This is a genomic window from Curtobacterium sp. GD1 (assembly GCF_020882855.1).
Taxonomy (GTDB): domain Bacteria; phylum Actinomycetota; class Actinomycetes; order Actinomycetales; family Microbacteriaceae; genus Curtobacterium.
Window position 1 is genome coordinate 1 of sequence record NZ_JAFEVQ010000030.1, and the last position, 26103, is coordinate 26103.

A 26103-nucleotide genomic window follows, 5' to 3' on the forward strand; every position below is an offset into this window, starting at 1 on the left:
GCGCCGCCCGGCGCCCGCCGCGCCCCCGCCGCGGCGGCCGCGGGCGGCGCACAACCAAAGGCACGTTGCGCCGCGCGATCGCGCGGTTCGAACGCACTGTGGTTGTGCAGCACCGCCCCGAACCGCCACCACGGAGCGCGCGACCAGACCCCGGCTTGCGCGAACCCCGCGCAGCACGTACCGTATGAAACGATTCAATCGACACGAGGAAGTGACACGATGACATCAGCGAGCTTCAGCTCCGTCGCCGGCCAGCTGGCCCGGCAGGCGATCGAGCTCCCGAGCTGGGCGTTCGGCAACTCCGGCACCCGCTTCAAGGTGTTCGGGACCCCCGGCACCCCGCGCGACCCCTACGAGAAGATCGCCGACGCCGCCCAGGTCCACCGGTACACCGGGCTCGCACCCACCGTCGCACTCCACATCCCGTGGGACCTCGTCGACGACTTCGCCGACCTGAAGCGCCACGCGGAAGAGCACGGCGTCTCCCTCGGCACCGTCAACTCGAACACCTTCCAGGACGACGACTACAAGTTCGGCGCCCTGACCCACGTCGACGAGACGATCCGGCAGAAGGCGATCGACCACCACCTGCGCTGCATCGACGTGATGGACGCCACGGGTTCCCGCGACCTGAAGATCTGGCTCGCCGAGGGCTCCAACTACCCCGGCCAGGAGGACATGCGCTCCCGCCAGGACCGCCTCCACGACTCGCTGACCACGATCTACGACCGCCTCGGCCCGGACCAGCGCCTCGTGCTCGAGTACAAGTTCTTCGAGCCGTCGTTCTACCACACGGACGTCCCGGACTGGGGCACGAGCTACGTGCAGACGGCGGCGCTCGGCGACAAGGCGATGGTCTGCCTCGACACCGGCCACCACGCCCCCGGCACGAACATCGAGTTCATCGTCATGCAGCTCCTGCGCCTCGGCAAGCTCGGCAGCTTCGACTTCAACTCGCGCTTCTACGCCGACGACGACCTGATCGTGGGCGCCGCCGACCCGTTCCAGCTGTTCCGCATCCTCGTCGAGGTCATCCGCGGCGGCGGCTACGACAACCCCGACGTCGCGTTCATGCTCGACCAGTGCCACAACATCGAGGACAAGATCCCCGGGCAGATCCGCTCGGTGCTCAACGTCCAGGAGATGACGGCCCGAGCACTGCTCCTCGACCGCGTCGCACTGACCGCCGCACAGGAGGCGCACGACGTCCTCGGCGCGAACGAGATCTTCATGGACGCGTACCAGACCGACGTCCGGGCCGACCTCGCCGCCTGGCGCGAGTCCCGCGGGCTCCCCGCGAACCCGATGCGCGCCTACCTCGACTCCGGCTACCAGCGGCAGATCGCCGAGGACCGGGTCGGCGGCGTCCAGGCCGGTTGGGGCGCGTAGACATCATGACAAGCACAGGACTGGAGGCCCGGGTGGACCCCGCAACGCACGGCACCGACGCAGACACCACGATCAGTGCGCTCGTCGCACGTTCGAACGCGCTCGGCTCGGATCCGCGGATCACGAACTACGCGGGCGGCAACACCTCCGCCAAGGGCACCGACACCGACCCGGTCACGGGCGAACCGGTGGAGCTGCTCTGGGTGAAGGGCTCCGGGGGCGACCTCGGTACCCTCACCCCGGCGGGCCTCGCAGTCCTGCGCGTCGACCGCGTCCGCGCCCTGCAGGACGTCTACCCCGGCGTGGAGCGCGAGGACGAGATGGTCGCCGCGTTCGACCACACCCTGTTCGGTCGCGGTGGGGCGGCTCCCTCCATCGACACCGCGATGCACGCCCTCGTCGACGCCGCGCACGTCGACCACCTGCACCCCGACGCCGGCATCGCCATCGCGACCGCCGCCGACGGCCCGGCCCTGACCGAGCAGGTCTTCGGCGACAAGGTGGTCTGGGTGCCGTGGCGCCGACCGGGGTTCCAGCTCGGGCTCGACATCGCGGCGGTCAAGCGAGACCACCCCGCGGCGATCGGCACGATCCTCGGCGGCCACGGCATCACCGCCTGGGGCGACACCAGCGCCGAGGCCGAGGCGAACTCCCGCTGGATCATCGACACGGCAGAGGCCTTCATCGCCGAGCACGGGAAGGACCAGCCGTTCGGCCCCGTCCGCCGCGGCTTCGAGGCGCTGCCGACGGACGAACGGCGCGCGCGCGCCGCAGCCCTCGCCCCGACGATCCGGGGCATCGCCGGGCACGACAAGCCGGTGGTGGGTCACTTCACCCACAGCGACGTCGTACTCGACTTCCTCGCGTCCTCACGGGCAGAGGAGCTCGCGGCCCTCGGGACGAGCTGCCCGGACCACTTCCTCCGCACCAAGGTGAAGCCGCTCATCCTCGACCTGCCCGCCACGGCGACGGTTGAGGAACAGACCGCCCGCCTGCACGAGCTCCACGAGCAGTACCGCGTCGACTACCAGGCCTACTACGACCGGCACGCCGACGAGACGAGCCCGGCGATCCGCGGCGCCGACCCGCTCATCGTGCTCGTCCCGGGCATCGGCATGTTCTCCTACGGCAAGGACGCCCAGACCGCCCGCGTCGCCGGCGAGTTCTACGTGAACGCCATCAACGTGATGCGCGGCGCGGAGTCCCTCAGCACGTACGCCCCCATCGACGAGGCCGAGAAGTTCCGCATCGAGTACTGGGCCCTCGAGGAGGCGAAGCTCCAGCGGATGCCCGCACCGAAGAAGCTCGCCACGCGCATCGCCCTCGTCACCGGAGCCGCGAGCGGCATCGGCAAGGCCATCGCGAAGCGCCTGGCGGCCGAGGGTGCCGCGGTCGTCATCGCGGACCTCGACCTCGCCAAGGCGCAGGAGGCCGCGGCCGAGATCGGGAACACCGATACGGCGATCGGCATCGCCGCGAACGTGACGGACGCCGACGCGATCGACCACGCGATCCAGCAGACGCTCCTGCACTTCGGCGGCCTCGACCTCGTCGTGAACAACGCCGGGCTGAGCCTCAGCAAGAGCCTGCTCGAGACCACCGAGCAGGACTGGGACCTGCAGCACGACGTCATGGCGAAGGGCTCCTTCCTGGTGTCGAAGGCGGCCGCGAAGGTCCTCATCGAGCAGGGCCTCGGCGGCGACATCGTGTACATCTCGTCGAAGAACTCGGTGTTCGCCGGCCCGAACAACATCGCGTACTCGGCGACCAAGGCCGACCAGGCGCACCAGGTCCGGCTGCTGGCGGCCGAACTCGGTGAGCACGGGGTGCGCGTCAACGGCATCAACCCCGACGGTGTCGTCCGTGGCTCGGGCATCTTCGCGTCCGGCTGGGGTGCGAACCGGGCGAAGACGTACGGCATCGAGGAGCAGGACCTCGGCAAGTTCTACGCCCAGCGCACGATCCTCAAGCGCGAGGTCGTGCCCGAGAACGTCGCCAACGCCGTCTACGCCATCTGCACCGACGACTTCTCGCACACGACCGGCCTGCACGTCCCCGTGGACGCCGGTGTCGCGGCAGCGTTCCTGCGCTGATGTCCGGGACAGAGGCAGCAGCGTGACGAACAGCGGCAGCGTCGCCGCGGTCGACCTCGGCGCCACGAGCGGGCGGGTGATCGTCGGCCACGTCGACACCGACGGCGTCCGGATGGAGCACGTCGCCCGGTTCCCCAACGGCCCGGTCGCGCTCCACGAGGGCGATCGCGACGCCCTGCACTGGGACGTCGTCGAGCTGTACCGGCAGGTCACCGCGGGCCTCGGCGACGCCTTCGCCCGGAATCCGGACATCGCCAGCATCGGCATCGACTCGTGGGCGGTCGACTACGGTCTGCTCCGCGGCGGGCGGCTGCTCGGGCTGCCGTCCCACTACCGCGACGCACGACACGAGCGCGGCGTCGCGACCGTGCACGAGCGGCTCTCCGCCGCCGAGCTGTACGCCCGGAACGGCCTGCAGCACCTGCCGTTCAACACCCTGTTCCAGTTCGCCGCCGATCCTTCCCTGCAGCTCGCGCAACGGGCGCTGCTCGTGCCCGACCTGCTCGGCTACTGGCTGACCGGCGTCGAGGCGGCCGAGCGCACGAACGCCTCGACGACCGGGGTCCTGAACGCGACCACCCGCGGGTGGGACCCGGCGTTGCGGGCTGCTGCGCGCCTCCCGAGCGGACTCCTGCCCACCCTGCGCGACCCGGGCGACCGACTCGGTCCCCTGCTGCCCGCCGTCGCCGAGGCGGTCGGCGGCACTGCGCCGGTCACGCTCGTCGGCTCCCACGACACGGCCTCGGCCGTGGTGGCGGTACCGGCCACCGACCCGGACTTCGCGTACATCTCGTCCGGCACCTGGTCGCTCGTCGGCGTCGAGCTCGACGCACCCGTCCTGTCGGACGCGGCTCGCGAGGCCAACTGCACCAACGAAGGCGGCGTCGACGGACGCGTCCGGTTCCTGAAGAACGTGTCCGGGCTGTGGCTGCTCTCCGAGAGCGTGCGCACCTGGGAGCGCGGTGGCGAGCGCGTCGACCTGGAGGCGCTGCTCGCCTCCGCAGCGGACGTCACCGCCCCGGTCCCCGTCTTCGACGTCGCGGACGACACGTTCACCGCGCCGGGTGACATGCCGGCACGGATCGCCGCCTGGTGCGGTGCACACGGACTCGCCGCCCCGGCATCGCGGGCCGAGACCGTGCGGTCGATCCTCGAGTCGCTCGCCTCGGCGTACGCCTCGACCCTCGAGACGATCGTCGCCGTCACGGGCCGAGACGTCCGACAGGTGCACGTCGTCGGCGGAGGATCGCAGAACCGGCTCCTCTGCCAGCTCACCGCCGACCGCACCGGGCTCCCCGTGCTCGCCGGGCCGGTCGAGGCGACCGCGCTCGGCAACGTCCTCGTGCAGGCGCGGGCCGTCGGGCTCGGCGGCCTCGATGGCGCCTCACTCGAGGCCCTGCGCTCGACGATCGCCCGTTCCGTCGAACCCGTGCGCTACACCCCGCGAGCCGACCACTCCACCCACCGATCCACCCCGAGACGTAGGATGTCTGTATGACCTCGACCGATGACCAGCACCGCGTCGACCCCGCGACGGGCGCTCCGGCAGCGACCCCCGGGGCGCCGTCGGCCCGGCGTACTCCGATCAAGCGGCAGCTGCCGACCGTGCGCGACCTCGCGCCGCTCATGCAGTTCAAGAAGCCGTCGCTGCCGGGTCGGCGACAGCGTCTCGAGTCGGCGCTGACGATCTGGGACCTGCGCGACATCGCCGCCCGACGCACGCCGAAGGCCGCGTTCGACTACACCGAGGGCGCCGCCGAGGCCGAGATCTCCCTCGCCCGTGCCCGCCAGGCGTTCGAGGACATCGAGTTCACCCCCGCGATCCTGCGCGACGTCTCGAAGGTCGACACGACGCGCGACGTGCTCGGTGCGCCCGTCGCATACCCGTTCGGCATCGCCCCGACCGGTTTCACGCGCATGATGCAGACCGAGGGCGAGCGCGCCGGAGCCCGGGCAGCGGGCCGCGCCGGCATCCCGTTCTCGCTCTCCACGATGGGGACCACCGCGATCGAGGACGTCCGCGACGCCAACCCGTCGGGCCGCAACTGGTTCCAGCTCTACATGTGGAAGGACCGCGAGAAGTCGATGGCGCTCGTCTCCCGCGCCGAGAAGGCCGGGTTCGACACGCTGCTCGTCACCGTGGACGTGCCCGTCGCCGGTGCCCGGCTGCGGGACAAGCGCAACGGGTTCTCGATCCCGCCGCAGCTGAGCGCCCGCACCGTGCTGAACGCGATCCCGCGGCCCTGGTGGTGGTTCGACTTCCTCACCACCGAGCCGTTGGCGTTCGCGTCGCTCGACCGCTGGTCCGGCACCGTCGGCGAGCTCCTCGACCACATGTTCGACCCGACCGTCACCTACGAGGACCTCGAGTGGATCCGGTCGCAGTGGAAGGGCAAGGTCGTCGTCAAGGGCGTGCAGTCACTGGCGGACGCGAAGCGTCTGGCAGACATGGGCGTCGACGGGATCACGCTGTCGAACCACGGCGGCCGGCAGCTCGACCGCGCTCCCGTCCCGTTCCACCTGCTCCCCTCCGTCGTCCGCGAGGTCGGCAAGGACACCGAGGTGCACCTCGACACGGGAATCATGTCCGGCGCCGACATCGTCGCCGCGGTGGCCCTCGGTGCGAAGTTCACGATGGTCGGTCGGGCGTACCTGTACGGCTTGATGGCGGGTGGCGAGGCCGGTGTCGACCGGATGATCCAGATCCTGTCCGAGCAGATCGAGCGGACGATGCGGCTGCTCGGGGTGGCCTCGCTCGACGAGCTCGAGCCGGGACACGTGACGCAGTTGCAGCGGTTGACGCCGGTCCCGCGGGGCTGACCGGCGCGCGGTCACGCCGGCGGTCCGACCGGCTGAGTCGTGCGCCCGCGCAGCTGCTCGAGCAGGCGTTCGATGTTCCGGAGCGCCCGGCGCGTCTCCCAGGCCGCGTACGCGGTGAGAGCGAGGCACACGGCGAGGAACACCCACCCGGTCGGCCCGAGCGCGACTACCGCCCAGACCCCGAGCGCGATGGACACCGCGGCGGAGACCGGGACGACCACGCGGTTGTTGCGGTAACGCCACCGGGCTGACTCCAGGGCGCGCAGCCACGTGGCGCGGTCGACCTGTGACGGCAACTCCCCGGTCCGGACGGCACGGTGGATGCCCCTCACCACGTCGTCCCCGCCACCCCGTCGCTGTCGGAGCACGACGAGCGCGCCCAAGCCCACCGTCGCCACCGCGGCGTAGACCAGGGAACCGACAGCCCGTTCGACGGGGTCGAAGCCGTGCGCGTCGACGACGAACCCGATGCCGAACCAGAACGCGCCGAACAGCACGAAGAGCAGGGCGAGCAGTGCCGGCAGTGGGAGCTTGCGGATGCGGTCCACGAGGCAACCGGGGGTCAGCGGGGGTCGGGCGGGCGGCGGCGCACGACGAGGGTGCCGATGCCCTGGACGACGAAGTACGCGCCACTCCCCACGAGGACGACCGTCCTGATGACCGCGATGACCGACACGCTACCCAGCACGAGCGTCCCCACGGCGAGTGCGATGAAGATCCCGCCCATCACGATCACGACGACCGGGTTCGGGGCGACGAAGAAGCGTCGGCCGCCGTTCGCGTCGGCGATCGCACGGTCGCGGGCGGTGGCGACGGCGGCAGGCGAACGGCCCTCGCGCCGGTCGCGTCGGCGTTGCCGGGCGCGGAGCACGAGCCAGACGGCGACGCCGATGGTGACGGACACCGGCCACACGACCCAGTCGATCGCCTGGAGGAACCCCAGCACGAAGCTGGTGACCAGGCCGGCGCCGACACCGATCGCTGCTGCCTTGGTCGTCCGGTCCGTCCGGCCGTCGATGCTCGTCACGTAGCCCGGGCGCCGGGCGTACGGGTCGTGCTCCGGCTCGGTCTGGTCAGCTGATCGTTCGTTCCCCACGCTCCGACCGTACCGAGATCGTGACCCGATGGACCGCTCGGAGGTGATGGAATGCCGTCATGCGGTGGGGAGAGGGTCGTGCGGTGACGGGGATGGTCGTGGTGCTGCTGGTCGGCGCGGCGCTGTCGGGCTGCGCTGTCCAGGCCGGAGCGGCCGCGTCCTGCGCCGGAACCTCGATCGAGCTCGGCGACTCGGACCTGCGCCCCGGCGGCACGGTCGACCTGCACGTCGACTGGCTCTACCGCGACTGCGAGGACGGTGGCGGCACGTTCCGTGCGTCCGACGACGTCACGGTGACCATCACGCCCGCGTCGACCGGCGACCCGGTGCTGCTCGGGCGGCCGACCCCCGCAGGGCGAGCAGTTCACGGTCGCCGGGCGCTTCGACCTGCCCGACGACCTGCCGGTGGGCGACGCCGTCCTCGACGTGAGCAGCCACGACGGCGACGGGTCCGGCGCGAGCCTGCCGGTGACGATCAGCGCGGACGGCGCCAGGTGAACGAGTAGCGCCAGAGCGGGTGCTGGCGGTACTCGGCCCCCATCAGGACGGCCCGGACCGCCTGCTCGACTTCGGGGTAGGAGTGCGGCGGCGGCCAGCACCTCGGCGCCGAGTGTTCCCAGAAGCCGCGGCGCCACGAATACCAGCGGTGCTGGACGACACCGACGAGCCCGAGCAGGTGGTCCCGCACCCGGGTCGACTCGGCGAGCCCGACGACGACGAGCACCCCGCCGGGCGCCGTGAGGTCGGCGAGGCGAGCCAGTGCCGCGGGGAGGTCCGGCAGGTGGTGCACCGTCGCGATCGAGGCGACGACGTCGAACCGCTGCCCGAGGTCGGCCGTCATCACGTCACCGACCACCCACTCGACGTCGGTGCTCCCGTGTTCGGCGCGGGCGGCGTCGAGGACGGTCCCGTCGAGGTCGATCGCCGTCACGTCGAGTCCGGCGTCGGCGAGGTCCCGCGCGAGCAGCCCGTTGTCGGCCCCCACGTCGAGCGCGGTCCGGGCGCCCTCGGGGATGGCCGCGAGCACCCTCGGGTGGAAGTGCGTGTCGTGGTTCCAGTGCCCCGTCACCTCCGTCTCACCGCCACGTCTGCCGGACCAGCACCTCGAGCAGCCCGTCCGTGGGCGTGTTGGTCTGCGTCACCGAGATCCACGTGTCCCCCCGGACGAAGAACGTGTGGGTGGTCTCCAGCGGGTCGCCGTAGTAGTCCGACGACTCGCTGTGCTGACACGCCCGCCCACCGAGCCGATCGGAGCACGACCAACCCGCCTGCTCGTGTGCGCTGAGTCGCTCGTCGAGGGTCCCTTCCGCGGTCGACCCCATCGCGAGGAAGAGGTTGTCCGATTCTTCCGGGCTCCCGGTCTGGGACCACCGGCAGACGAGGGCCGCGTCGGCGACGAACGGCTCGTCCGGGTCGACCCAGTAGTCCGATCCGACTCCGCCGGGTGCGACGGGTCGGATCTGCTCGACCTTCCGCTGGCCGAACAGCCGCGCGGAATCGGCTGACGGCACCGCCGCCGCGCACGAGTCCGGGATCGATGCCGCGACACCACCGGACGTCGGCGAGGACGGCCGGGTGGTCGGACGGATGGGAGCCGACGAGGCCGTCCGGTCCGACCGCGGCACGGCTGCGGGACTCGAGGCGCTCGGAGCCGGCGGCGCGGCGATCGGACTCGGGATCATCCCGAGCGCGACCGCTCCACTCGCGGTGCCGACACCGAGCAGCGCCACGATCGCGACGGCGATCCCGACACGCTTGCGGACGGAGACCCGACGGGGTTCGGCGTCGAGGTGTGCGACGAAGCGCTGGCGCATGCCGACGATCATCTGCTGCAGGTCGTCTCCGACGGGAGGTTCAGAGCTCATCGTGCGTCACCGCCTTCTTGATCCGGGCCCGCGATCGCGCGACCCGCTGTCTGACCGCTCCGACGCTCAACCCGAGCGCAGTCGCGGCTTCGGCGTACGAACGGCCGTCGATGAGGCACAGCTCGCACACCTGCCGGTCGATCGGCGAGAGCGCGTCGATCTCGGCTCTGACCCAGCGCAGCCGGTCTCGGGCGTCGTCGTCCTCGACCGGTGCCGGCAGGTCGTCCGGCAGTTCGTCGCCCTGGTGCCGCTGGTGCGTGCGCCGGAGGTTCGCCGCGTGGTTGCGGCTGACCACCAGCAGCCACGGCAGGATCGACTCGTCGGGGAGCTCGATGGAAGCCGCCCGTCGCCAGAGCGTCACGAACGTGTCCTGGACGACCTCCTCGACGTCCTGGCGCGACGGGACGAGCGCCCAGGCGTACCGGGTCACCGTCGCCACGTAGCGGTCGAAGAGCGCGACGCCCGCTGCCCGGTCGCCGTTCCCCGCCGCCCGGACCAGTGCTGTGTCCGGTTCTCGTGATCGGTCCATGACCACCCCCTTCACCCCAGCAGTGTCCGGACCGGTCCGATCGTCACAGTGCGGGGACAGCCGGGCGTGTCGTGAGGGCGAAGGACAGCGGCGCCGCCCGGACCGCGTCGACCGCGTGCGCGACCGCACCGAGCACGACGACGTCGGCGCCCAGCGTCGACGCGACGATCTCGGGGACCGGGTCGAACCCCGCGCCGTCGAGCCAGGCCCGGGCCCGGTCGATCACGGCACCGGCGGGCTCGGCGATGGCCCCCGCGACGACCACGCGGTCGATGTCGAGCAGGCTGACGAGCAGGACGCAGACGCGGGCCAACCGGTCCCCCAGGCGGTCGACGATGCCGAGGGCGACCGGGTCCCCGTCGTGCGCCGCGCGGAACAGGACGGAGGCGTCGGCGTCCGCGGCGAGGGGGCTGTCCGGCGGGACGTCGCCCGCGGCGAGCGCCTCGGCGACGAGCCGGCGGGCGGTGGCACCGATGCCGTCGGACGATCCGACACCCTCGACGAGGTCGAGCACGCGCATCTCCCCCGCGCCGCCGTGGGCACCCCGGAGCAGGACCCCGTCGACGACGAGTCCGCTGCCGAACCGCTCGCCGGACAGCAGGGCTGCGAACGAGGCGTCGCCCGAGGAGGGCCGTTCGGCGAGCGCGGCGAGGTTGGCGTCGTTCTCGACCACGACCCGGTGACCCGGGACGGCGTCGGCGAAGCCCGGGTTCATCCGGTCCCAGAACCCGCCGTCGCCGGGTGACGCGCCGCCGGCGTCCACGGGGGCGGGGATGCCGACGACGGACACGAGCACCCGCAGCGGGTCGACCCCGGCGTCGAGGAGTGCGGCGGCGACGGTCTCGCCGACGACCCCGAGCCGGACCGGGACGTCGAGACCGGAGTCGCCGAGGGCCCCTTCGGCACGGCCGAGCACGGTGCCGCGCAGATCGGCGACGAGCACGGTCACCCGGTGCTGCCCGGCGTCGATGCCGACGACCACGCCGCCGGCGGTGTCGAGCTCGTACCGGCGCGCCGGACGGCCGATGCGGTACTCCCCCGCGGCCCGGGCGTCGTCGAGTTCGCGGACCCAACCGAGGCGGACGAGCTCCTCGCACGCGGCGAGGACGGTGGAACGGGTCAGACCGGTCGTGTCGATCGCCTCGGTCGCGGTGAACGCGCGCACGGAGAAGGCGTACGCGAGAAGCGTCTCTGCGCTCGTTCCACGGGGCGGCGGCATGCCCGCACACTACCGCGGAAACAGTTCCTTGCAGAATTAGATTTTGTCGCTAGATTTAGTTCTGCGGGCGGCAGTGGAGCCGGACCGCGAACCGGAACGGCAGGGACGCCGGGTCCGGACGGACGGAGACGACGTGCAGACACACGCCACCACCAGGGACGCCGCCGCGCTCAGCCGCCGCGGGTTCCTGCTCGGGGCGGGCGGCATCGGAGCGGGCCTGGCCCTCGCCGGGTGTGCCCCGCTCGGTTCCTCGAGCAGCCGCCCCGAGACGATCACGTTCTACGTGTCGAAGCCCGAGGTCATCGGCTACTTCGACGAGGTCATCGCGAAGTTCCACGACAGCCAGTCGAGGATCCGCGTCATCCGCGACTCGACGTCCAACATGTCCGCCAACTTCGTCCGGAACCGACCGCCGGACCTCGGCTGCCTGAACTACAACTACGCGATGGTCTCGTTCGTCGAGCACGGCGCCCTCTCCGACCTGTCGGACCTGCCGGAGAAGGACACGATCAACCCCGACCTGTGGCCGCTCATGGAGCAGACCGCGGACTACCCGGGTCGGACGAGCGTGCTGCCGTACTCGGTGACCGCGGCGTCGGTGATCTACAACAAGCAGATCTTCGCCGACCAGGGCATCGACGTGCCGACCACGTGGAGCGAGTTCCGAGACGTCTGCAAACGACTCACCAAGGCCGGCATCACGCCGATGTACGGCACCTACAAGGACAACTGGACGATCGCCCAGGGCATGTTCGACTACTCGGTGGGCGGGATGCTCGACCTGCAGCAGACCTTCGCGGCACTCGACCGCGAGGGCACGAAGGTGGGCACGAGCTCGAGCGTCTCGTTCGAGAAGGACTTCGCCGCCCCCGTCGACCGCATGGTGGACCTCCTGCAGTGGCACCAGAAGGGCGCGGCGAGCCGCGGGTACGGTGACGGCAACCTCGCGTTCGCGCAGGGGAAGGCCGCGATGTACCTGCAGGGGCCGTGGGCGCTCGGTGAGATCGCGAAGTCGAATAAGGACATCGACCTCGGCACGTTCCCGTTCCCGGCGACCGACGACGCCGCCGACAACAAGGTGCGCGTGAACGTCGACCTCGGCCTCTGGATCCCGGAGGCGTCCCGCAAGAAGGAGGCGGCGCGCGAGTTCCTGTCGTTCCTGATGAGCCCCGCCGTGAACGACAAGTACAACGCCGACAACAACGGTTTCGGCGTCCGGAAGGACTCGCCACCCGCGTCGAACCCCGCGCTCCGCGGCATGCAGGACTCTTACGACCAGGCGAAGTTCTCCCTGGGCGCCTCGCAGCTCATCCCCGCCGAGATCCCGGTGGCGAACTACCTGCAGTCCATCGCCTTCGGCGGTGCCCCCGCTCCCCAACTCCGCACCCTCGACGGCGACTGGGCGCGTCTCGCGCTCCGTACGGCCGCGTAAGGAGACGACCTTGGCCACCACGACCACAGAATCCGTCACGACGGCGGGCAGCCGCCGACGGGGCGGAGCCGCACCGCGCCTCCAGTCCGGACGACGAGGCGGAGCCGGACTGCGCACGAAGCGCAGCCGGACCGACCCGCTCTTCCTGGTCTTCCTGATCCCCACCCTCCTGCTCTTCACCCTGGCGATCACGCTCCCCGCCGTGATGGGCATCGTGTTGAGCTTCACCGACTCCGTCGGCTTCGGTGACTTCCGGTTCATCGGCCTGACGAACTACGTCGCCGTGTTCAGCGACCCGGCGATCCTGCAGGCGTACCTGTTCACGATCGGGTTCTCGCTCGTCACGGTCCTCGTCGTGAACGCGGTCGCGTTCCTGCTCGCGATCGCCCTGACCTCGAAGGTCCGCGGCAAGATCACCCTCCGCGCCGTGTTCGTGCTGCCCATGGTGATCTCGGGCATCGTCATCGCCTACGTGTTCTCGTTCCTGTTCGCGAACAGCCTGCCGGCGCTCGCGACCACGCTCGGCTTCGCGCCGCTCGAGCAGAGCATCCTCGCGAACCCGGACCTGGCGTGGATCGCGATCGTGGTCGTGACCGCGTGGCAGGCGATCCCGTCGACACTGCTCATCTACATCGCCGGCGTGCTCTCGATCCCGGCCGAGGTGTACGAGGCGTCGGCGCTCGACGGCGCGAGCGCCTGGCGGCAGCTCGTGTCGATCACGGCACCGCTCACGGCGGGCTACATCCTCATCAACCTCGTGATCGGGTTCAAGAACTTCCTGAACTCGTACGACATCATCGTCGGCCTCACCGACGGCGGCCCCGGCACCTCGACCACCAGCGTGGCGATGTCGATCTTCAAGGGCTTCAACGGCGGCGACTACGCCTACCAGATGGCGAACGCCACGATCTTCTTCGTCATCGCGGTCGTCATCGCCGTGATCCAGCTGCGGGCGACCCGCGGGAAGGCAGCGCTCTGATGACCATCCAGGCACCCCTCCAGCCGGGGACCACCGCGACCGGCACCATCCGCTCCGTCGACGCCGATCGGAACGCCGGCCGTCGTGGCGAGCGCTTCAACTGGCCGGTCACGGTCGTCCTCGTCCTCTGCACCCTGTCCGTCCTCGTCCCGCTGTACGTGACGATCACGATGGCGTTCAAGACGACGAGCCAGGCGGTCGACGGCAACGCGTTCTCCCTCCCGGCGCCGTTCAGCGTCGACGGCTTCGTGCAGGCCTGGCAGCTGACGGACTTCCCGCGCGCGTTCGGCGTCTCGGTGCTCGTCGCCGCGATCACCGTCGTCGGCACGATCCTGCTCGCCTCGTTCACGGCGTACGCGATCGCCCGGAACTGGGACCGCAGGCTCTTCCGCTGGTCGTTCTTCTACCTGCTCGCCGCGATGTTCCTGCCGTTCCCGGTGCTCGCGCTGTCGCAGGTGAAGCTCACCGGCCTGGCGCACCTCGACAACCCGTTCGGCGTCGCGATCCTGCACGTCATGTTCCAGCTGTCGTTCAGCGTGCTGCTCTTCACCGCGTTCCTGCGGTCGATCCCGGCCGAACTGGAGGAGAGTGCCCGCATCGACGGTGCGAGCACGGGGCAGGTGTTCTGGCGACTCGTGTTCCCGCTGCTGGCACCGATGAGCGCCACCGTCGGCATCTTCGCGTTCCTCGCGTCCTGGAACGACTTCGTGATGCCGTCGCTGATCACCTCGAACCCGGCGCTGCAGACCCTGCCGGTGCTGCAGCAGATGTTCCAGACGCAGTTCAGCAACAACTACAACGTGTCGTTCGCCTCGTACCTGATGGCGATGGCGCCGGCGATCATCGTCTACCTGTTCACGCAGCGCTGGGTGATGGCCGGGGTCACGCAGGGCGCGATCAAGTGACGACCACCGACTCCGCAACCGAGAGGACCCCCACCATGACCGACGTCGTCGAGACCGCCGCCGCACCCGCGACCGAGGACGGGAGCAGCACCTGGTGGCGCCAGGCCAGCGTCTACCAGATCTACCCGCGGTCCTTCGCCGACGCGAACGGCGACGGCATCGGCGACCTGCCCGGTGTCACCGCGAAGGTGCCGTACCTGGCGTCCCTCGGGATCGAGGCCGTCTGGCTCAGCCCGTTCTACCCGTCCGCCCTCGCCGACGGCGGCTACGACGTGGACGACTACCGGGACGTCGACCCGCGCCTCGGCACGCTCGAGGACTTCGACGAGATGGTCGCGGCGCTGCACGGTGCCGGGATCCGCGTGATCGTCGACGTCGTCCCGAACCACACGAGCGACCGGCACGAGTGGTTCCGCGAGGCGCTCGCAGCGGAGAAGGGCTCCCCCGCCCGCGACCGGTACGTCTTCCGTGACGGGTCCGGTCCCGACGGGGCGGAAGCGCCCGCCGACTGGGTGTCGATCTTCGGCGGCCCGGCCTGGACCGCGGTCGGCGACGGCCAGTGGTACCTGCACAACTTCGCCAAGGAACAGCCCGACCTCAACTGGGCGAACCGCGAGGTCCGCGACGACTTCCTGCACACCCTCCGCTTCTGGTCCGACCGCGGTGTGGACGGGTTCCGCATCGACGTCGCGCACGGCCTGGCGAAGGACCTGCCGTCGGGCCCGCTCCCGACGTGGGCCGAGGTCCTCGCGTCGCCGAAGGACGGCTCGCACATCCTCTGGGACCGCGACGACGTCCACGAGATCTACGCCGAGTGGCGGAAGGTCTTCGACGAGTACACACCCGCACGCACGGCCGTCGCCGAGGCGTGGGTCGCCGCCGACCGCCGCGCCCGGTACGCCAGCGCCGAGGGGCTCGGGCAGGCGTTCAACTTCGACCTGCTCGAGGCCGACTTCGACGCCGGGCAGTTCCGGAGCATCATCGAGTTCAACCTCGGGCTCGCCGAGGAGTCCGGCTCGTCGACCACGTGGGTCTTCTCGAACCACGACGTCGTCCGGCACGCCACCCGCTACGCCCTGCCGGCACGCAACGGCGCCGAGGAGAAGCAGGGCAGCGCCTGGCTGCTCGCCGGCGGCTCGCAGGACGCGCTCGACCGCTCGCTCGGGCTGCGCCGTGCCACCGCGGCCACGCTGCTCGAACTCGCGCTGCCCGGCTCGGCCTACCTCTACCAGGGCGAGGAGCTCGGCCTGCAGGAGGTCGGCGACATCCCCGAAGCCGACCGCCAGGACCCGGCGTTCTTCCGGAACCCGGGCGTCGACGTCGGCCGTGACGGCTGCCGCGTGCCGCTCCCCTGGACCCGGAACGGCAGGAGCTTCGGGTTCGGCGACGGCGGTGCGCACCTGCCGCAGCCGGCGTGGTTCGCCGATGTGTCGGTCGAGGCCGAGGACGCCGACCCCGACTCGACCCTGAACCTGTACCGGAAGGCGCTCGGCCTGCGCGGCCAGCTGCAGTCCGAGGAACACCTCGAGTGGCTCGAGACCGGCCGCGACGACGTGCTCGCGTTCCGTCGGCCGAACGGCTGGACGAGCGTGACGGTGTTCGGCGACGAGCCGTACGACCTCCCCGCAGGCGAGCTGCTGCTCGCCTCCGCGCCGGTGGCAGACGGCGCACTGTCGGGTGGGGGGACGGCCTGGTTGCGTTCCTGACGGAACCAGGTGACGGACTGGAGGCGCGGTGCGGGCAGGCACCGCGCCTCCCGTCCGTCAGGCGGTCACGCCCGAGCGCCGTCAGGCGCTGCCGGTAGGGTCACGGCATGAGCGGGGCGACCATCAGCGTGCAGGACTTCGTGATGCGGTTCGGGGACCGGAACGTGGTCGACGGGCTCTCGTTCGACATCGCCCCCGGTGAGACCTTCGGCCTGCTCGGCAGCAACGGCTCGGGCAAGACCACGACCATCCGTGCGCTGCTCGGCATCACCACCCCGACCGCCGGCACCCTCACGATCGACGGGCAGCCCTACCGACCGGCCACCGGCGGGATCGGCTACCTGCCCGAGGAACGCGGCCTGTACCGCAAGGAGTCGGTCATCGACGTGATGACGTACTTCGGGCGGCTCCGCGGCCTGCGCGGGCCCGAGGCGACGGCGTGGAGCATGGACTACCTCGCCCGCGTCGGCCTTGCGGACCGGGCGAAGCTCCGGGTGGACAAGCTCTCCGGCGGGCAGCAGCAGAAGGTCCAGCTCGGCATCACGATCATGGACCGGCCCCGCCTGCTCATCCTCGACGAGCCGACGAAGGGCCTCGACCCGGTCAACCGTCGGTTGCTGCTGGACCTCGTCGACGAGCGGAAGGCCGACGGTGCCACGGTCGTCCTCGTCACCCACCACATGGACGAGGTCGAGCGGCTCTGCGACCGCATCCTGCTCCTGAAGGACGGCACCGCGGCCGCGTACGGCACCATCCCCGACGTGCAGGACGCCTTCGGGGGCGCGGTCGCCCGGGTCGGGCTCGACGGGCCGGTGCCGCCGTCGCCGCTGTACCGCCTCGCCCGGCACGAGGGGCACGTCGCCTACCTCGTGCCCATGCCCACGGCCGCGGCCGACGGGTCGGACATCCTCGCGTCGCTCGTCTCGGCCGGCGTGCACGTCACCGGGTTCGAGATGCGGCGCATCCCGCTCGACGAGATCTTCGTCCAGGTGTACGGGCACGACGCCGGAGCCGACGCGGCCGCCGACACCGCACGGGCCGGAGCCGCCGCGTGAGCCGCCTCGGGACCGTCATCCGGTTCGAGTTCCTGCGTGCGGTGAAGAAGCCCGCGTTCTGGATCGGCACGCTGGCGCTGCCGGTCGTCATCGTGGTGGTGTCGCTCCTCGTCGGGGTCGGGCAGTCCGCCGGGACGGACTCGGTGGTGTCCAGCTCGTCCGCGACGAAGACGCCCTTCCGGTACGTGGACGACTCCGGCCTGGTGTCCGAGAGCGTCGCCGCGAAGTGGGGCGGGTCGCCGTCGACCGACCCCGCCGCCGACCGGGCCGCGGTGCGCTCCGGGACCCTCGACGCGTTCATCACCTTCCCCGAGTCGCCGTCGACGTCACCGATCCGGGTCGAGGCGGCCGACCGCGGGCTCTTCGGGAACGGCGGGTACTCCTCGCTGGCGGAGCGGGTCCTCGAGCAGAGCGTCGCCGCGACCGTCGACGACCCGGAGTCCGTCGAACTCCTCCGGAACCCGCCGGACACCGACCTGACGACCTACGCGGACGGCCGGGTGGCGCCGGGCTGGTTGTCGATCGTGCCGCCGTTCCTCTACGTCGCCGCGTTCTTCGGGCTCGTCATCCTGCTCGCCACCCGCATGGTCACGGTGGTGGTCGAGGAGAAGGAGAACCGCATCTCCGAGATGATCCTCACGACCGTCACGGCCGGCGACCTCATCCGCGGCAAGGTCATCGCGATGCTGCTCGTCGGGTTCGTCCAGGTCGGGGTGTTCGTCGTCCCGGGGCTGATCGGGCTGCTCGCCGCGCTCCCCCTCGTCGCGTCACGACTGGGCGGGCTGACCATCGACCCCTGGCGGATGGTGGTCGGTGCGCTGCTCCTCGTCGGCGGGGTCCTGCTGGCGTCGGCGCTGTTCGTCGCGGTCGGGGCCGCCGTGCCCTCGATCAAGGACGCCTCGGCGCTGCAGTCGGTGGCGATCTTCTCGCTGATCATCCCGCTCTACGCGGCGTTCTTCGTGATGACGACGCCGACCTCGCCGGTGGCGTCGTTCTTCACGTACTTCCCGACGTTCACACCGATCACCGCGATGGTCCGGAACGCGGTCGGGTCGCTCACCGTCACCGAGTCGGTGGTCTGCATCGTCGAGGTGTTCGTGGTCGCGGCCGTGCTGCTGTGGTTCGCCGAGTACCTGTTCCGGCACTCCGTCGCGCAGTACGGCTCGAAGGTGACGCTCCGGCAGATCGTGTCGTGGCGGCGTCGGTCGCGGGCCTGACCGGCCCGACCGGCTAGCTGGTGAGGACGACCTCGTCGAGGTCCCACGCCCGCACCTCGCGCTCGCGCCACCCCTGACGGAGGGTGCGGACCGCACGGTCGAACTCCACGAGCACGTCGATGTGCGGGCGCACGAGCATCTGGATCTGCAGTCCCTCGTACACCGCGAGCAGCTGCGTCGCGGCCTGGTACGCAGGGATCGCCAGGCGCTCGGACCCGGACTCGACGTCGCGCTCGAGCCCGGACGAGAGCTGCTCGGCGTACTCCTCGAAGCGCTTGCGGAAGAGCTCGGCGAAGCCGGTGTCGGCCGCCGCGATCGTGATGGCACCGGCGAGCACCCGGACGAGGCCGGGGTCGGCGACGTCCTCGGCGAGGGTCATCCGGACGTGCTCGATCGTGCACGTCGGCGGGTTCCTCCGACGCGTCCCGCGCAGCTGCGTCCACCGGTCGTAGGTCACGAGCAGCAGCGCGTCCCACGTCGGGAAGAGCCGCTCCACCGTGGTCACCTCGATGCCGGCGACCTCGGCGACCACCTCGGCGTCGACGCTGTCGAACGGGTGCAGTCGGTAGGCGCGGATCGCGGCGCGGACGATCCGTTCGGCCAGGGACTGTTCGTCCTCGAAGGCCGCGTCGTGGTGGTGTGCCATCCGACCATCACACACTGTTCCCGAGGGTTTGTCTCGTCCCAGAGCGGGGGCCTCGGTCAGCCGACCGTGACCGGGGCCGCCGAGGGCTTCGTGCGCTGGCGCATCCAGACGAAGAACCCGGTCAGGGTGAAGACGCCGTAGAACACGTACATGAGCCCGGAGGCGTAGTACCCGGCCGAGAACAGCAGCGGCACACCGACCAGGTCGACCGCGACCCAGATCAGCCAGAACTCCACCCAGCCCTTGGCCATGCCGTAGGTGGCGAGCAGCGAGCCGACGAAGATCCAGGCGTCGCTCCACACCGGCTCGTACGAGCCGAGGGCGCGGAACACCGGGGTCAGGACGGCGGTGCCGCCCACCATGACGAGGACCATCAGTCCACGGGCCTTCCAGGAGGCCCAGCGCGGCTCGATCACGGTCGTCGCGTCGTCGGGACGGTGCGTCCAGCGGTACCAGCCGTAGACGCTCACGATGATGAACATCACCTGGCGTCCGGCCTGACCGAGCAGGTTCACCGGGTTGGGGGTGTCGAAGAGCGCTCCCATGAAGACCGTGAAGAGCAAGGCGTTGCCGACGATGCCGACCGGCCAGGCCCACACCTTGCGGCGCATCCCACCGAGGGCGCTGAGCAGGCCGAACACGTTGCCGATCACCTCGCGCCAGAGCACGGTCTGGTCGCCGATGACGAGCTGCGCGTCGAACAGCCACCGCACGATGCCCATGGGCCCTCCTCGTTTCCGGACGGTGCAACGGTACGGGGGCGGTCGGCATTCCTTGCACGACCGAGACCGATCGGGGTACAAATCGTGTCGGCACTCCCGGGGACGAAAATGACCCCTGTACTGGGTCCATTCAGACGCATGTTCCCACTTGTCCGCACTTTGGGGGACCGGTAGCGTCGACACCAGAGCGAGTCCAGCCCGCCCGAGACGTGTCACGTCGCGGAGCCCGGCGACAGCTCTCCGGCACAGGTCAGCCGCGACCCGCACGAACCACGGGTCGATGACATCGTCCCGTCGGCACTGCCGATGGTCGCAGCGCGCCCGAACGCGCAGAACGGACCCCTCATGCACAAGATCGTGACCGGTGCCATCGCCGGCGCCGCCGGTGTCGCCCTCCTCCTCGGCGGCGCGGGCACCTTCGCCCTGTGGAACGCCAGCGCCAGCACCGCGGCCTCCTCGGTGAGCTCGGGATCGCTGACCCTCAGCGCGAACAACGACGGCGTCTGGACGGACATCACCAACGGCCGCTCCGCGACGATCAACCCGGCGAGCGCCCTCATGGTGCCGGGCAACTCGTACCAGTTCACGCAGACCCTGACGATCGGTGCGACCGGCCAGGACCTCAAGGCGAACCTCACCTACGCGAGCCAGAGCATCACCGGTGACAGCGCCCTGCTCGCCGCGACGACGAAGACCCTCGCGGTGACCTCGTCGAGCGCCTCGGTCGTGCAGTCGGCCGCGAACGCGAACACCTTCGTGGTCTCCCCCTCGGCCGCGACCTCGACCGTCAAGGTCGTCTTCACGATCACCCTGCCGTCGTCGGCCACCACGGGCCAGGGCGGCACGCTCAACGTCGGCGCGCTCGCGTTCACGCTGACCCAGACCGCGATCGGTTCCTGACCCGCGGAAGCAACCCGGGCCGTGGAGCCCGTGGTCTCGATGGGTCCCTGATCCGCCGATCGCGACCACGCGCCTCCTGGCCCACCCGCACCGCCGGACGGCGGTGCACACCACCACGACGACCAGGGGACGGACATGACCAGCACACCGAGGACGAGCGGACGCCACGCGGCGCCGCGTCGTCACCGGTGGATCTGGCCCACTGCCCTCGCCCTGGTCGTCGCGGTCGTGACGGCGCTGCTCGGCACGGGCGGCACCTACGCGCTCTGGAACGGCACCGCCAGCACCTCGACCTCGACGGTGCGGTCCGCGACCGCCACCATCACCACCGGCCCGCTCTCCGCGATGAACACGTCCGTCCTCGGTCCGGGTGGCGGCGTCACCGGCACGTTCACGGTCCGCAACACCGGCTCGATCCCGCTCACCATGCGGGTCGCCACCACCTCGACGAACGTCGCCTACGCCACGAACGCGACCCCGACTGCGGTGCTCGGTGAACTGACCCTGCGCCTCGCAGTGGTCGGCAGCACCGCCGACTGCCGCACCGGGCTGTCCGGCGCGAGCGGACGGCTCGCCGCCTTCGACACCGGCAGCGGCTCGTTCACCCTCGCGGCCGGCGCGAGCGCCGTCGGGTGCGTCGAGATGGACCTCGACGCCGACGCACCGCAGACCGTCGCCGGGGCCGTCACCGACTTCACCCTGACCGTGACCGGGACGCAGGTCAGCGCATGAGCCGCCGACACCGCACCGTGCTCGCCGGGCTGCTCGCGCTGGCGTTCGTCGTCGGCGGGTCGTCCGCCGCGTGGGCGCTCTGGAGCGCGACCGGGACGACCGCGTCGAGCGTGACCATCGGGAAGACCGGGGCGTCCCTGACCGGCACGAGCGACATGACGACCACGTTCTCCTCGAGCGTGACGAGCACGACGAAGCCGCTCACCCTGACCAACGCGGGGTCGCTCGCCGGCACCGCCACGACCACCGTCTCCGTCGTGTCCGGCAGCTCGACCGCCCTCGCACAGGCCGTGAGCGTCGTCGCGTGGCCCGTGACCGGGACCGCGGCCTGCACGGCGTCGACCTCGGTCGGCACCGGCTCCGTCTCCGGCACCTGGGCGTCGCTGCCGAGCCTCACCACGAAGCTCGCCGCCGGGGCGAGTGCCGTCTGGTGCACCCGCAGCACGCCGTCCTCGTCCGCGCCGGCGTCGAGCACCGCGAACGTGAACGTGAACCTCACGGTGACGGCCGGCACCTGGAGCTCGGGCGTCGTGTCCGGCGGCTTCTACCTCAACACCTCCGCCGCCACACCCGCCCTCACGTGCACGGACCACAGCGGCAACTACGTCGAGGTCGCCTGGGCCACCTCGTCCCGGCCGAAGGACACCTGGTACGGCGCCTACGCCGGGCGCGACGCGTCCACCATGGTCGCCCCGAAGCAACAGGACTACTACGGCCGCTTCACCATCGCGCCGAGCCAGATCCCCGCGAGCGTCGCCACGAGCGGCCCGGTGCTGATCACCGTGAAGATCCTCGACAGCGCGGGCAACCCCACGAGCACCGTGGTCGGGACCGGGCAGATCACCCTCTTCACCCAGAACGACGGGGCAGCCGTCCGGTGCGGCGCATGAGCGCGGCCACCGACGGCGCTGCCCGGCGCGGCCGGCGCTCGCCGCGCACCGGCTGGCGTGCGGTCGTCCACGCCCTCGCGCTCGGACTGAGCACGGGGCTGCTCGTCATCGTCGCCGGGCTCGCCGTCGTGCTCATCGTCGTGCCGAAGGCGACCGGGTCCACGCCGCTCACCGTGCTCACGCAGTCGATGGACCCGACGCTGCCGCCGGGCACGCTCCTCGTCGTCCGGCCGACGCCCGTCGAGGACATCCGCGTCGGCGACGTCGTGACCTACCAGATCACGTCCGGGCAGCCGGCGGTCATCAGCCACCGGGTGGTCTCGGTCGCGTCGTCGTCGGACGGGTCCCGGACGTTCACGCTCAAGGGCGACAACAACGCGCTCGCCGATCCCGCACCGGTGACGGCTGCCCAGGTGCGCGGCGTCGTCTGGTACAGCCTGCCGGACATCGGCCTGGTGAACCAGCTCGTCAACGGGTCGCGCTCGTGGCTCGTGCCCGCGATCGCCGGGGTCCTGCTGGCGTACGGCGCGGTGATGGTCACGATCGGCACCGTGTCGGCCGTGCGTCGCCGACGCGCCGCGGGCGACGCCGACGGGCGGGGACCACGCGGTCGCGGCACCCACCGGGCTACGCTCGGGTGACGTGACGGACGGCGTGGAACGGGCGAGGGCGCTGCTCGACGACGCGGCGCGACGGCTCCGCGACGCCGACGTCCCGGACGAGGCCCTCGGCGAGTACGTCGAGCCGAAGGCCGTGCTCGGCATCCGGCGCGAGCCCACCATCCGATCGCTCGGCCGGGTGTGGCGGGTCGGCGCGCTGCTGCTCGGGTCCTCCCCCGAGACCGACGGCCGGGTCTGGGCGACCGGACGGATCACGCGCGTCACCGAACCCGGGCGGTCGCAGTTCGTGTCCGTCTCCGCCGAGGTCCGTCGGGCCTACCGGGCAGCGGCGCAGAAGGGGCACTTCGAGCCCGGGGACACCGTGAACCACGGCGCGACGCCGATCCCGGTCGACGGGTCGCTCGTCGGCTCGGACGGCGTGCTGTTCGTCGAGGACGGGAGCTCCTTCGTCCGCTGGTCCCCCACCGCGGGTGCTGCCGTCCCGCTCGAGGCGTACCTGGCGGACCGCGTCGGGCTGCTGGTCGATCCCCCACGCGGCGCGACCGACTGACCACAGCGCGACCGCGCGTCCGCGCGCGCCGTCGCGGTGGACGCGACCCGTCGCGGTGGACAGGACCCGTCGACGGACGGGAGGCGCGGTGCCGGCCCGCACCGCGCCTCCCGTCCGACCGTGGCCACGTCAGGACCGTGGCCGGGTCAGGACCGTGGCCACGTCACAGACTGAAGCCGCCGTCCGACGTGAGGACCTGCCCGACGACCCAACTGCCCGAGGACGTCGCGAGCCACCCGATGAGCTCGGCCGGGTCCTGCGGCGTCCCGACGCGACCGAACGGCGTGCTCGCCAGGCACTCGTCGAGGCCGTCGAGCGACCGGTCCGTGGTCTCCGGGTCCATGTAGCCCGTGTTCACCGGCCCCGGGTTGACGGTGTTGAGCACGATGCCGAGCTCGAGCAGCTCCTTCGCGACCGTGGCGGTCACCCCGGCGAGCGCGGCCTTGCTCGCGGCGTACGCGACCTCGCCGATCATCGCCCCGTGGATCTGCCCCGAGGTCATCCAGAACACGTGCCCCTGCGCCTCGGCGTACGGGCCGGTGCCCACGATCCGGTCCCCCGGCCGTCGTGGCTCGTCCGTCCGCGGTGCGCGGCGCCGGGCGAACTCGGCGGTCAGCAGCATCGTCGCGCGGGTGTTGACCTCCCAGAAGGCGGTGAGCCGCTCCGGCGTCATGTCGAGGATGCTGCCGTCGTCCCCGCTCTTGGCGTGGTTGCACACGAGGACGTCGAGGCGGCCGGTGAGTGCCGTCGCGGTGTCGATCAGCTCCGGGATCACGGAGGGATCGGACAGGTCGCCGGGGACGTCCGCGAACCGGGCGCCCTCGGTGAGGTGTGCGCGCAGTCCGACGCGGACGGCGTCGAGGTCGTCGCCGCCCCACGGCAGGTCGAGGTCGTGCGGGCGGTGGTGGTGCACGACGATGCTCGCGCCGAGGTCGGCGAGCTTCGACGCGACGGCGAACCCGATGCCACGGCGTCGTGAGACACCGGTGACGAGGGCGGTCTTGCCGGCAAGGGGCAGGGTGGATGCGGGCATGCTGAACCTTTCGACGGCCCCGACGGGGCACTGGAGGGAGTCGGAAGCGGGTTCAGCGGCACTGCATGTCCGCCACCCTACACAGGAGGGCGCGCCCGCGGAACCGCCGTGGAGTCGGGGGACGTCCCGGGCCCGCACCCGCGTGCTCGCGTACCGTCCGCCGCATGACGGACGCGCGCACCGCCCCGGCCGACCGACGCTCCGAGCGGCGCCGGCGCCTCATCCTGCCGGGACAGTACGGCCCGGACTTCGACGACGGCGGCCCGCTCCTCGTGGTCGAGGCCCGCGAGTTCTTCACCGCGCGTCCCGTGCACCGTGCGAAGGCGCACCTGTGGCTGAGTGCGCTCCGGCACCTGGTCCGCGACCTCCGCGACCGGGGCGAGGGCGACCGCGTCGAGCACGTGCAGGTCGACACGCTCCGGCAGGCGCTGGTCGGCCGGGACGACCTCGAGGTCGTCGACCCGCCGTCGCGGACGCTCCGCGCACAGGTGCGGCACTGGGGCAGGGGCACCGAGGTGCTGCCGAGCCGCGGCTTCGTGACCGACGAGGACGAGTTCGCCGAGTGGGCCGCGCAGGGCACCGGTCGCTTCCGGATGGAGACGTTCTACGAGCGGGTCCGCCGTCGCGAGGGCTGGCTGATGCGCTCGGACGCGCCCGTCGGCGGGAAGTTCAGCCTCGACGAGCAGAACCGGGAGTCGCCGCCGAAGGGTGCGACCACGCTCGGACTCCCGGAGCCGTGGTGGCCCGAGGAGGACGAGGTCGACGAGGAGGTCCGACGTGACCTGGACCGCTGGGAGCGGGACGGCATCGCCCGCTTCGTCGGTGCGGACGACCGTCGGCGCTTCGCGGTCACGCCCGACGAGGCGCAGAGCGCCCTCGACGACTTCGTACGCACCCGGCTGAACGACTTCGGCCCGTTCGAGGACGCCACGCTCACGAACGACTGGACGATGGCGCACTCGTTGCTCAGCGTCCCGATGAACCTCGGTGTCCTCGACCCGCGCGATGCGATCGAGGCGGCACTCGTGGCCCACCGCGACGACGACGCCCCGCTCGCGAGCGTCGAGGGGTTCGTCCGGCAGATCGCCGGGTGGCGCGACTACGTCTGGCACCTCTACTGGTGGTTCGGCGACGACTACGGGGCGTCGGAGAACGCCCTCGGAGCGCACGAGCGGCTCCCCCGGTGGTGGCGGGAGCTCGACGCGTCCCGGGTCGAGGCCGCCTGCCTCGGCACCGCGATCGAGGGCCTGCACGACCACGGCTGGCTGCACCACATCCAGCGGCTCATGGTGCTCGGCAACTGGGCACTGCAGCGCGGGTACGACCCCGTGCACCTCACCGAGTGGTTCACGGACGTGTTCGTCGACGGGACCGACTGGGTGATGCCCGCGAACATCATCGGGATGTCGCAGCACGCCGACGGCGGGATGGTCGCGACGAAGCCGTACGCGTCCGGTGGTCGGTACATCGACCGGATGTCGGACCACTGCGGCGGGTGCCGCTACGACCCGACGAAGCGGCTCGGCGAGGACGCCTGCCCGTTCACCGCCGGCTACTGGGCCTTCCTCGCGCGGACGGAGCCCGCCCTGCGGGACAACAACCGGATGGCCCGACCGCTCCAGCAGATGCGGAAGCTGGCGGACCTCGACGAGGTGGTGGCCCAGGAGGCGCGGCGCGGCTCCCCCTGACCCGCCCGGCCCGGTGG

26 protein-coding genes are annotated in these 26103 nt (G+C 71.4%); 16 read left to right on the top strand and 10 right to left on the bottom strand.

Features of this window, described 5'->3' with window-relative positions:
- Positions 1 to 219 precede the first annotated feature (219 nt).
- From rhaI to JSX79_RS14890, 4 genes are all read left to right on the top strand, one after another.
- Positions 220 to 1389 carry an L-rhamnose isomerase gene (rhaI, locus tag JSX79_RS14875; protein WP_229086846.1) on the top strand — a complete coding sequence of 390 codons (1170 nt, stop codon included), beginning with the start codon at positions 220 to 222 and terminating at the stop codon, positions 1387 to 1389.
- 5 nt (positions 1390 to 1394) lie between these two features.
- A complete protein-coding gene (locus JSX79_RS14880; RefSeq protein WP_229086847.1) occupies positions 1395 to 3482 on the top strand; it encodes a bifunctional aldolase/short-chain dehydrogenase in 2088 nt (695 codons plus the stop codon).
- A gap of 22 nt (positions 3483 to 3504) precedes the next feature.
- On the top strand, positions 3505 to 4980 hold the full coding sequence (locus JSX79_RS14885) for a rhamnulokinase family protein (RefSeq protein WP_229086848.1): 1476 nt from the start codon (positions 3505 to 3507) through the stop codon (positions 4978 to 4980).
- 128 nt (positions 4981 to 5108) lie between these two features.
- Complete coding sequence (locus JSX79_RS14890; RefSeq protein ID WP_229086879.1) at positions 5109 to 6302, top strand: alpha-hydroxy acid oxidase; 1194 nt, start codon at positions 5109 to 5111, stop codon at positions 6300 to 6302.
- 11 nt (positions 6303 to 6313) lie between these two features.
- Here the strand turns inward: JSX79_RS14890 and JSX79_RS14895 are convergent, their stop codons facing one another.
- From JSX79_RS14895 to JSX79_RS14925, 7 genes are all read right to left on the bottom strand, one after another.
- Positions 6314 to 6850: a hypothetical protein gene (locus JSX79_RS14895; protein WP_229086849.1), complete on the bottom strand. Its 537-nt coding sequence runs from the start codon at positions 6848 to 6850 to the stop codon at positions 6314 to 6316.
- 14 nt (positions 6851 to 6864) lie between these two features.
- Complete coding sequence (locus JSX79_RS14900; RefSeq protein WP_229086850.1) at positions 6865 to 7398, bottom strand: hypothetical protein; 534 nt, start codon at positions 7396 to 7398, stop codon at positions 6865 to 6867.
- Between the two features lie 300 nt (positions 7399 to 7698).
- A complete protein-coding gene (locus JSX79_RS14905) occupies positions 7699 to 7836 on the bottom strand; it encodes a hypothetical protein (RefSeq protein ID WP_229086851.1) in 138 nt (45 codons plus the stop codon).
- A 37-nt stretch (positions 7837 to 7873) separates the two neighbouring features.
- On the bottom strand, positions 7874 to 8467 hold the full coding sequence (locus JSX79_RS14910) for a bifunctional 2-polyprenyl-6-hydroxyphenol methylase/3-demethylubiquinol 3-O-methyltransferase UbiG (RefSeq protein ID WP_229086852.1): 594 nt from the start codon (positions 8465 to 8467) through the stop codon (positions 7874 to 7876).
- A 7-nt stretch (positions 8468 to 8474) separates the two neighbouring features.
- The gene (locus JSX79_RS14915; protein ID WP_229086853.1) at positions 8475 to 9263 is read right to left on the bottom strand and encodes a hypothetical protein; all 789 of its coding nucleotides are present in this window, start codon (positions 9261 to 9263) and stop codon (positions 8475 to 8477) included.
- Positions 9253 to 9792 (bottom strand): RNA polymerase sigma factor, encoded by a 540-nt coding sequence (locus JSX79_RS14920; RefSeq protein ID WP_083295452.1) that lies wholly within the window; start codon positions 9790 to 9792, stop codon positions 9253 to 9255. The genes JSX79_RS14915 and JSX79_RS14920 overlap by 11 nt, the downstream gene beginning before the upstream one ends.
- Before the next feature lie 43 nt (positions 9793 to 9835).
- A complete protein-coding gene (locus JSX79_RS14925) occupies positions 9836 to 10957 on the bottom strand; it encodes an ROK family protein (RefSeq protein ID WP_229086854.1) in 1122 nt (373 codons plus the stop codon).
- Positions 10958 to 11144: 187 nt separating this feature from the next.
- Between JSX79_RS14925 and JSX79_RS14930 the strand changes: the two genes are divergently transcribed.
- From JSX79_RS14930 to JSX79_RS14955, 6 genes are all read left to right on the top strand, one after another.
- Positions 11145 to 12443, top strand: coding sequence for an extracellular solute-binding protein (locus tag JSX79_RS14930; RefSeq protein ID WP_229086855.1), 1299 nt, complete (start codon positions 11145 to 11147; stop codon positions 12441 to 12443).
- Positions 12444 to 12453: 10 nt separating this feature from the next.
- Positions 12454 to 13422, top strand: coding sequence for a carbohydrate ABC transporter permease (locus tag JSX79_RS14935; RefSeq protein WP_071295602.1), 969 nt, complete (start codon positions 12454 to 12456; stop codon positions 13420 to 13422).
- Positions 13422 to 14327 carry a carbohydrate ABC transporter permease gene (locus JSX79_RS14940; RefSeq protein WP_070418228.1) on the top strand — a complete coding sequence of 302 codons (906 nt, stop codon included), beginning with the start codon at positions 13422 to 13424 and terminating at the stop codon, positions 14325 to 14327. Before JSX79_RS14935 ends, JSX79_RS14940 begins: the two co-directional genes overlap by 1 nt.
- Positions 14328 to 14362: 35 nt before the next feature.
- Entirely contained in the window at positions 14363 to 16033 is a 1671-nt protein-coding gene (locus JSX79_RS14945) for a glycoside hydrolase family 13 protein (protein ID WP_229086856.1), read from the top strand.
- 107 nt (positions 16034 to 16140) lie between these two features.
- A complete protein-coding gene (locus tag JSX79_RS14950) occupies positions 16141 to 17088 on the top strand; it encodes an ABC transporter ATP-binding protein (protein ID WP_229086857.1) in 948 nt (315 codons plus the stop codon).
- Positions 17085 to 18305, top strand: coding sequence for an ABC transporter permease (locus JSX79_RS14955; protein ID WP_229086858.1), 1221 nt, complete (start codon positions 17085 to 17087; stop codon positions 18303 to 18305). Before JSX79_RS14950 ends, JSX79_RS14955 begins: the two co-directional genes overlap by 4 nt.
- 13 nt (positions 18306 to 18318) lie before the next feature.
- Here the strand turns inward: JSX79_RS14955 and JSX79_RS14960 are convergent, their stop codons facing one another.
- Together JSX79_RS14960 and pnuC are read right to left on the bottom strand one after the other, a co-directional pair.
- A complete protein-coding gene (locus tag JSX79_RS14960) occupies positions 18319 to 18951 on the bottom strand; it encodes a TetR/AcrR family transcriptional regulator (protein WP_070418224.1) in 633 nt (210 codons plus the stop codon).
- A gap of 56 nt (positions 18952 to 19007) precedes the next feature.
- The gene (gene pnuC / locus JSX79_RS14965; protein WP_070418223.1) at positions 19008 to 19673 is read right to left on the bottom strand and encodes a nicotinamide riboside transporter PnuC; all 666 of its coding nucleotides are present in this window, start codon (positions 19671 to 19673) and stop codon (positions 19008 to 19010) included.
- A 345-nt stretch (positions 19674 to 20018) separates the two neighbouring features.
- Here pnuC and JSX79_RS14970 point away from each other — a divergent pair, with 345 nt between their 5' ends.
- From JSX79_RS14970 to JSX79_RS14990, 5 genes are all read left to right on the top strand, one after another.
- Positions 20019 to 20573, top strand: coding sequence for an alternate-type signal peptide domain-containing protein (locus JSX79_RS14970; protein ID WP_229086859.1), 555 nt, complete (start codon positions 20019 to 20021; stop codon positions 20571 to 20573).
- Positions 20574 to 20708: 135 nt separating this feature from the next.
- Positions 20709 to 21305, top strand: a complete 597-nt coding sequence (locus JSX79_RS14975; protein ID WP_229086860.1) for a CalY family protein — start codon at positions 20709 to 20711, stop codon at positions 21303 to 21305.
- On the top strand, positions 21302 to 22195 hold the full coding sequence (locus JSX79_RS14980; RefSeq protein WP_229086861.1) for a hypothetical protein: 894 nt from the start codon (positions 21302 to 21304) through the stop codon (positions 22193 to 22195). Before JSX79_RS14975 ends, JSX79_RS14980 begins: the two co-directional genes overlap by 4 nt.
- A complete protein-coding gene (locus tag JSX79_RS14985) occupies positions 22192 to 22836 on the top strand; it encodes a signal peptidase I (RefSeq protein ID WP_229086862.1) in 645 nt (214 codons plus the stop codon). Before JSX79_RS14980 ends, JSX79_RS14985 begins: the two co-directional genes overlap by 4 nt.
- Position 22837: 1 nt before the next feature.
- Positions 22838 to 23365 carry a hypothetical protein gene (locus JSX79_RS14990; protein ID WP_229086863.1) on the top strand — a complete coding sequence of 176 codons (528 nt, stop codon included), beginning with the start codon at positions 22838 to 22840 and terminating at the stop codon, positions 23363 to 23365.
- Between the two features lie 163 nt (positions 23366 to 23528).
- On the opposite strand, the gene JSX79_RS14995 is transcribed toward JSX79_RS14990, so the two are convergent.
- Positions 23529 to 24398 (bottom strand): SDR family oxidoreductase, encoded by an 870-nt coding sequence (locus JSX79_RS14995; RefSeq protein WP_229086864.1) that lies wholly within the window; start codon positions 24396 to 24398, stop codon positions 23529 to 23531.
- 164 nt (positions 24399 to 24562) lie between these two features.
- Here JSX79_RS14995 and JSX79_RS15000 point away from each other — a divergent pair, with 164 nt between their 5' ends.
- Positions 24563 to 26086, top strand: coding sequence for a cryptochrome/photolyase family protein (locus tag JSX79_RS15000; protein ID WP_229086865.1), 1524 nt, complete (start codon positions 24563 to 24565; stop codon positions 26084 to 26086).
- Positions 26087 to 26103 lie beyond the last annotated feature (17 nt).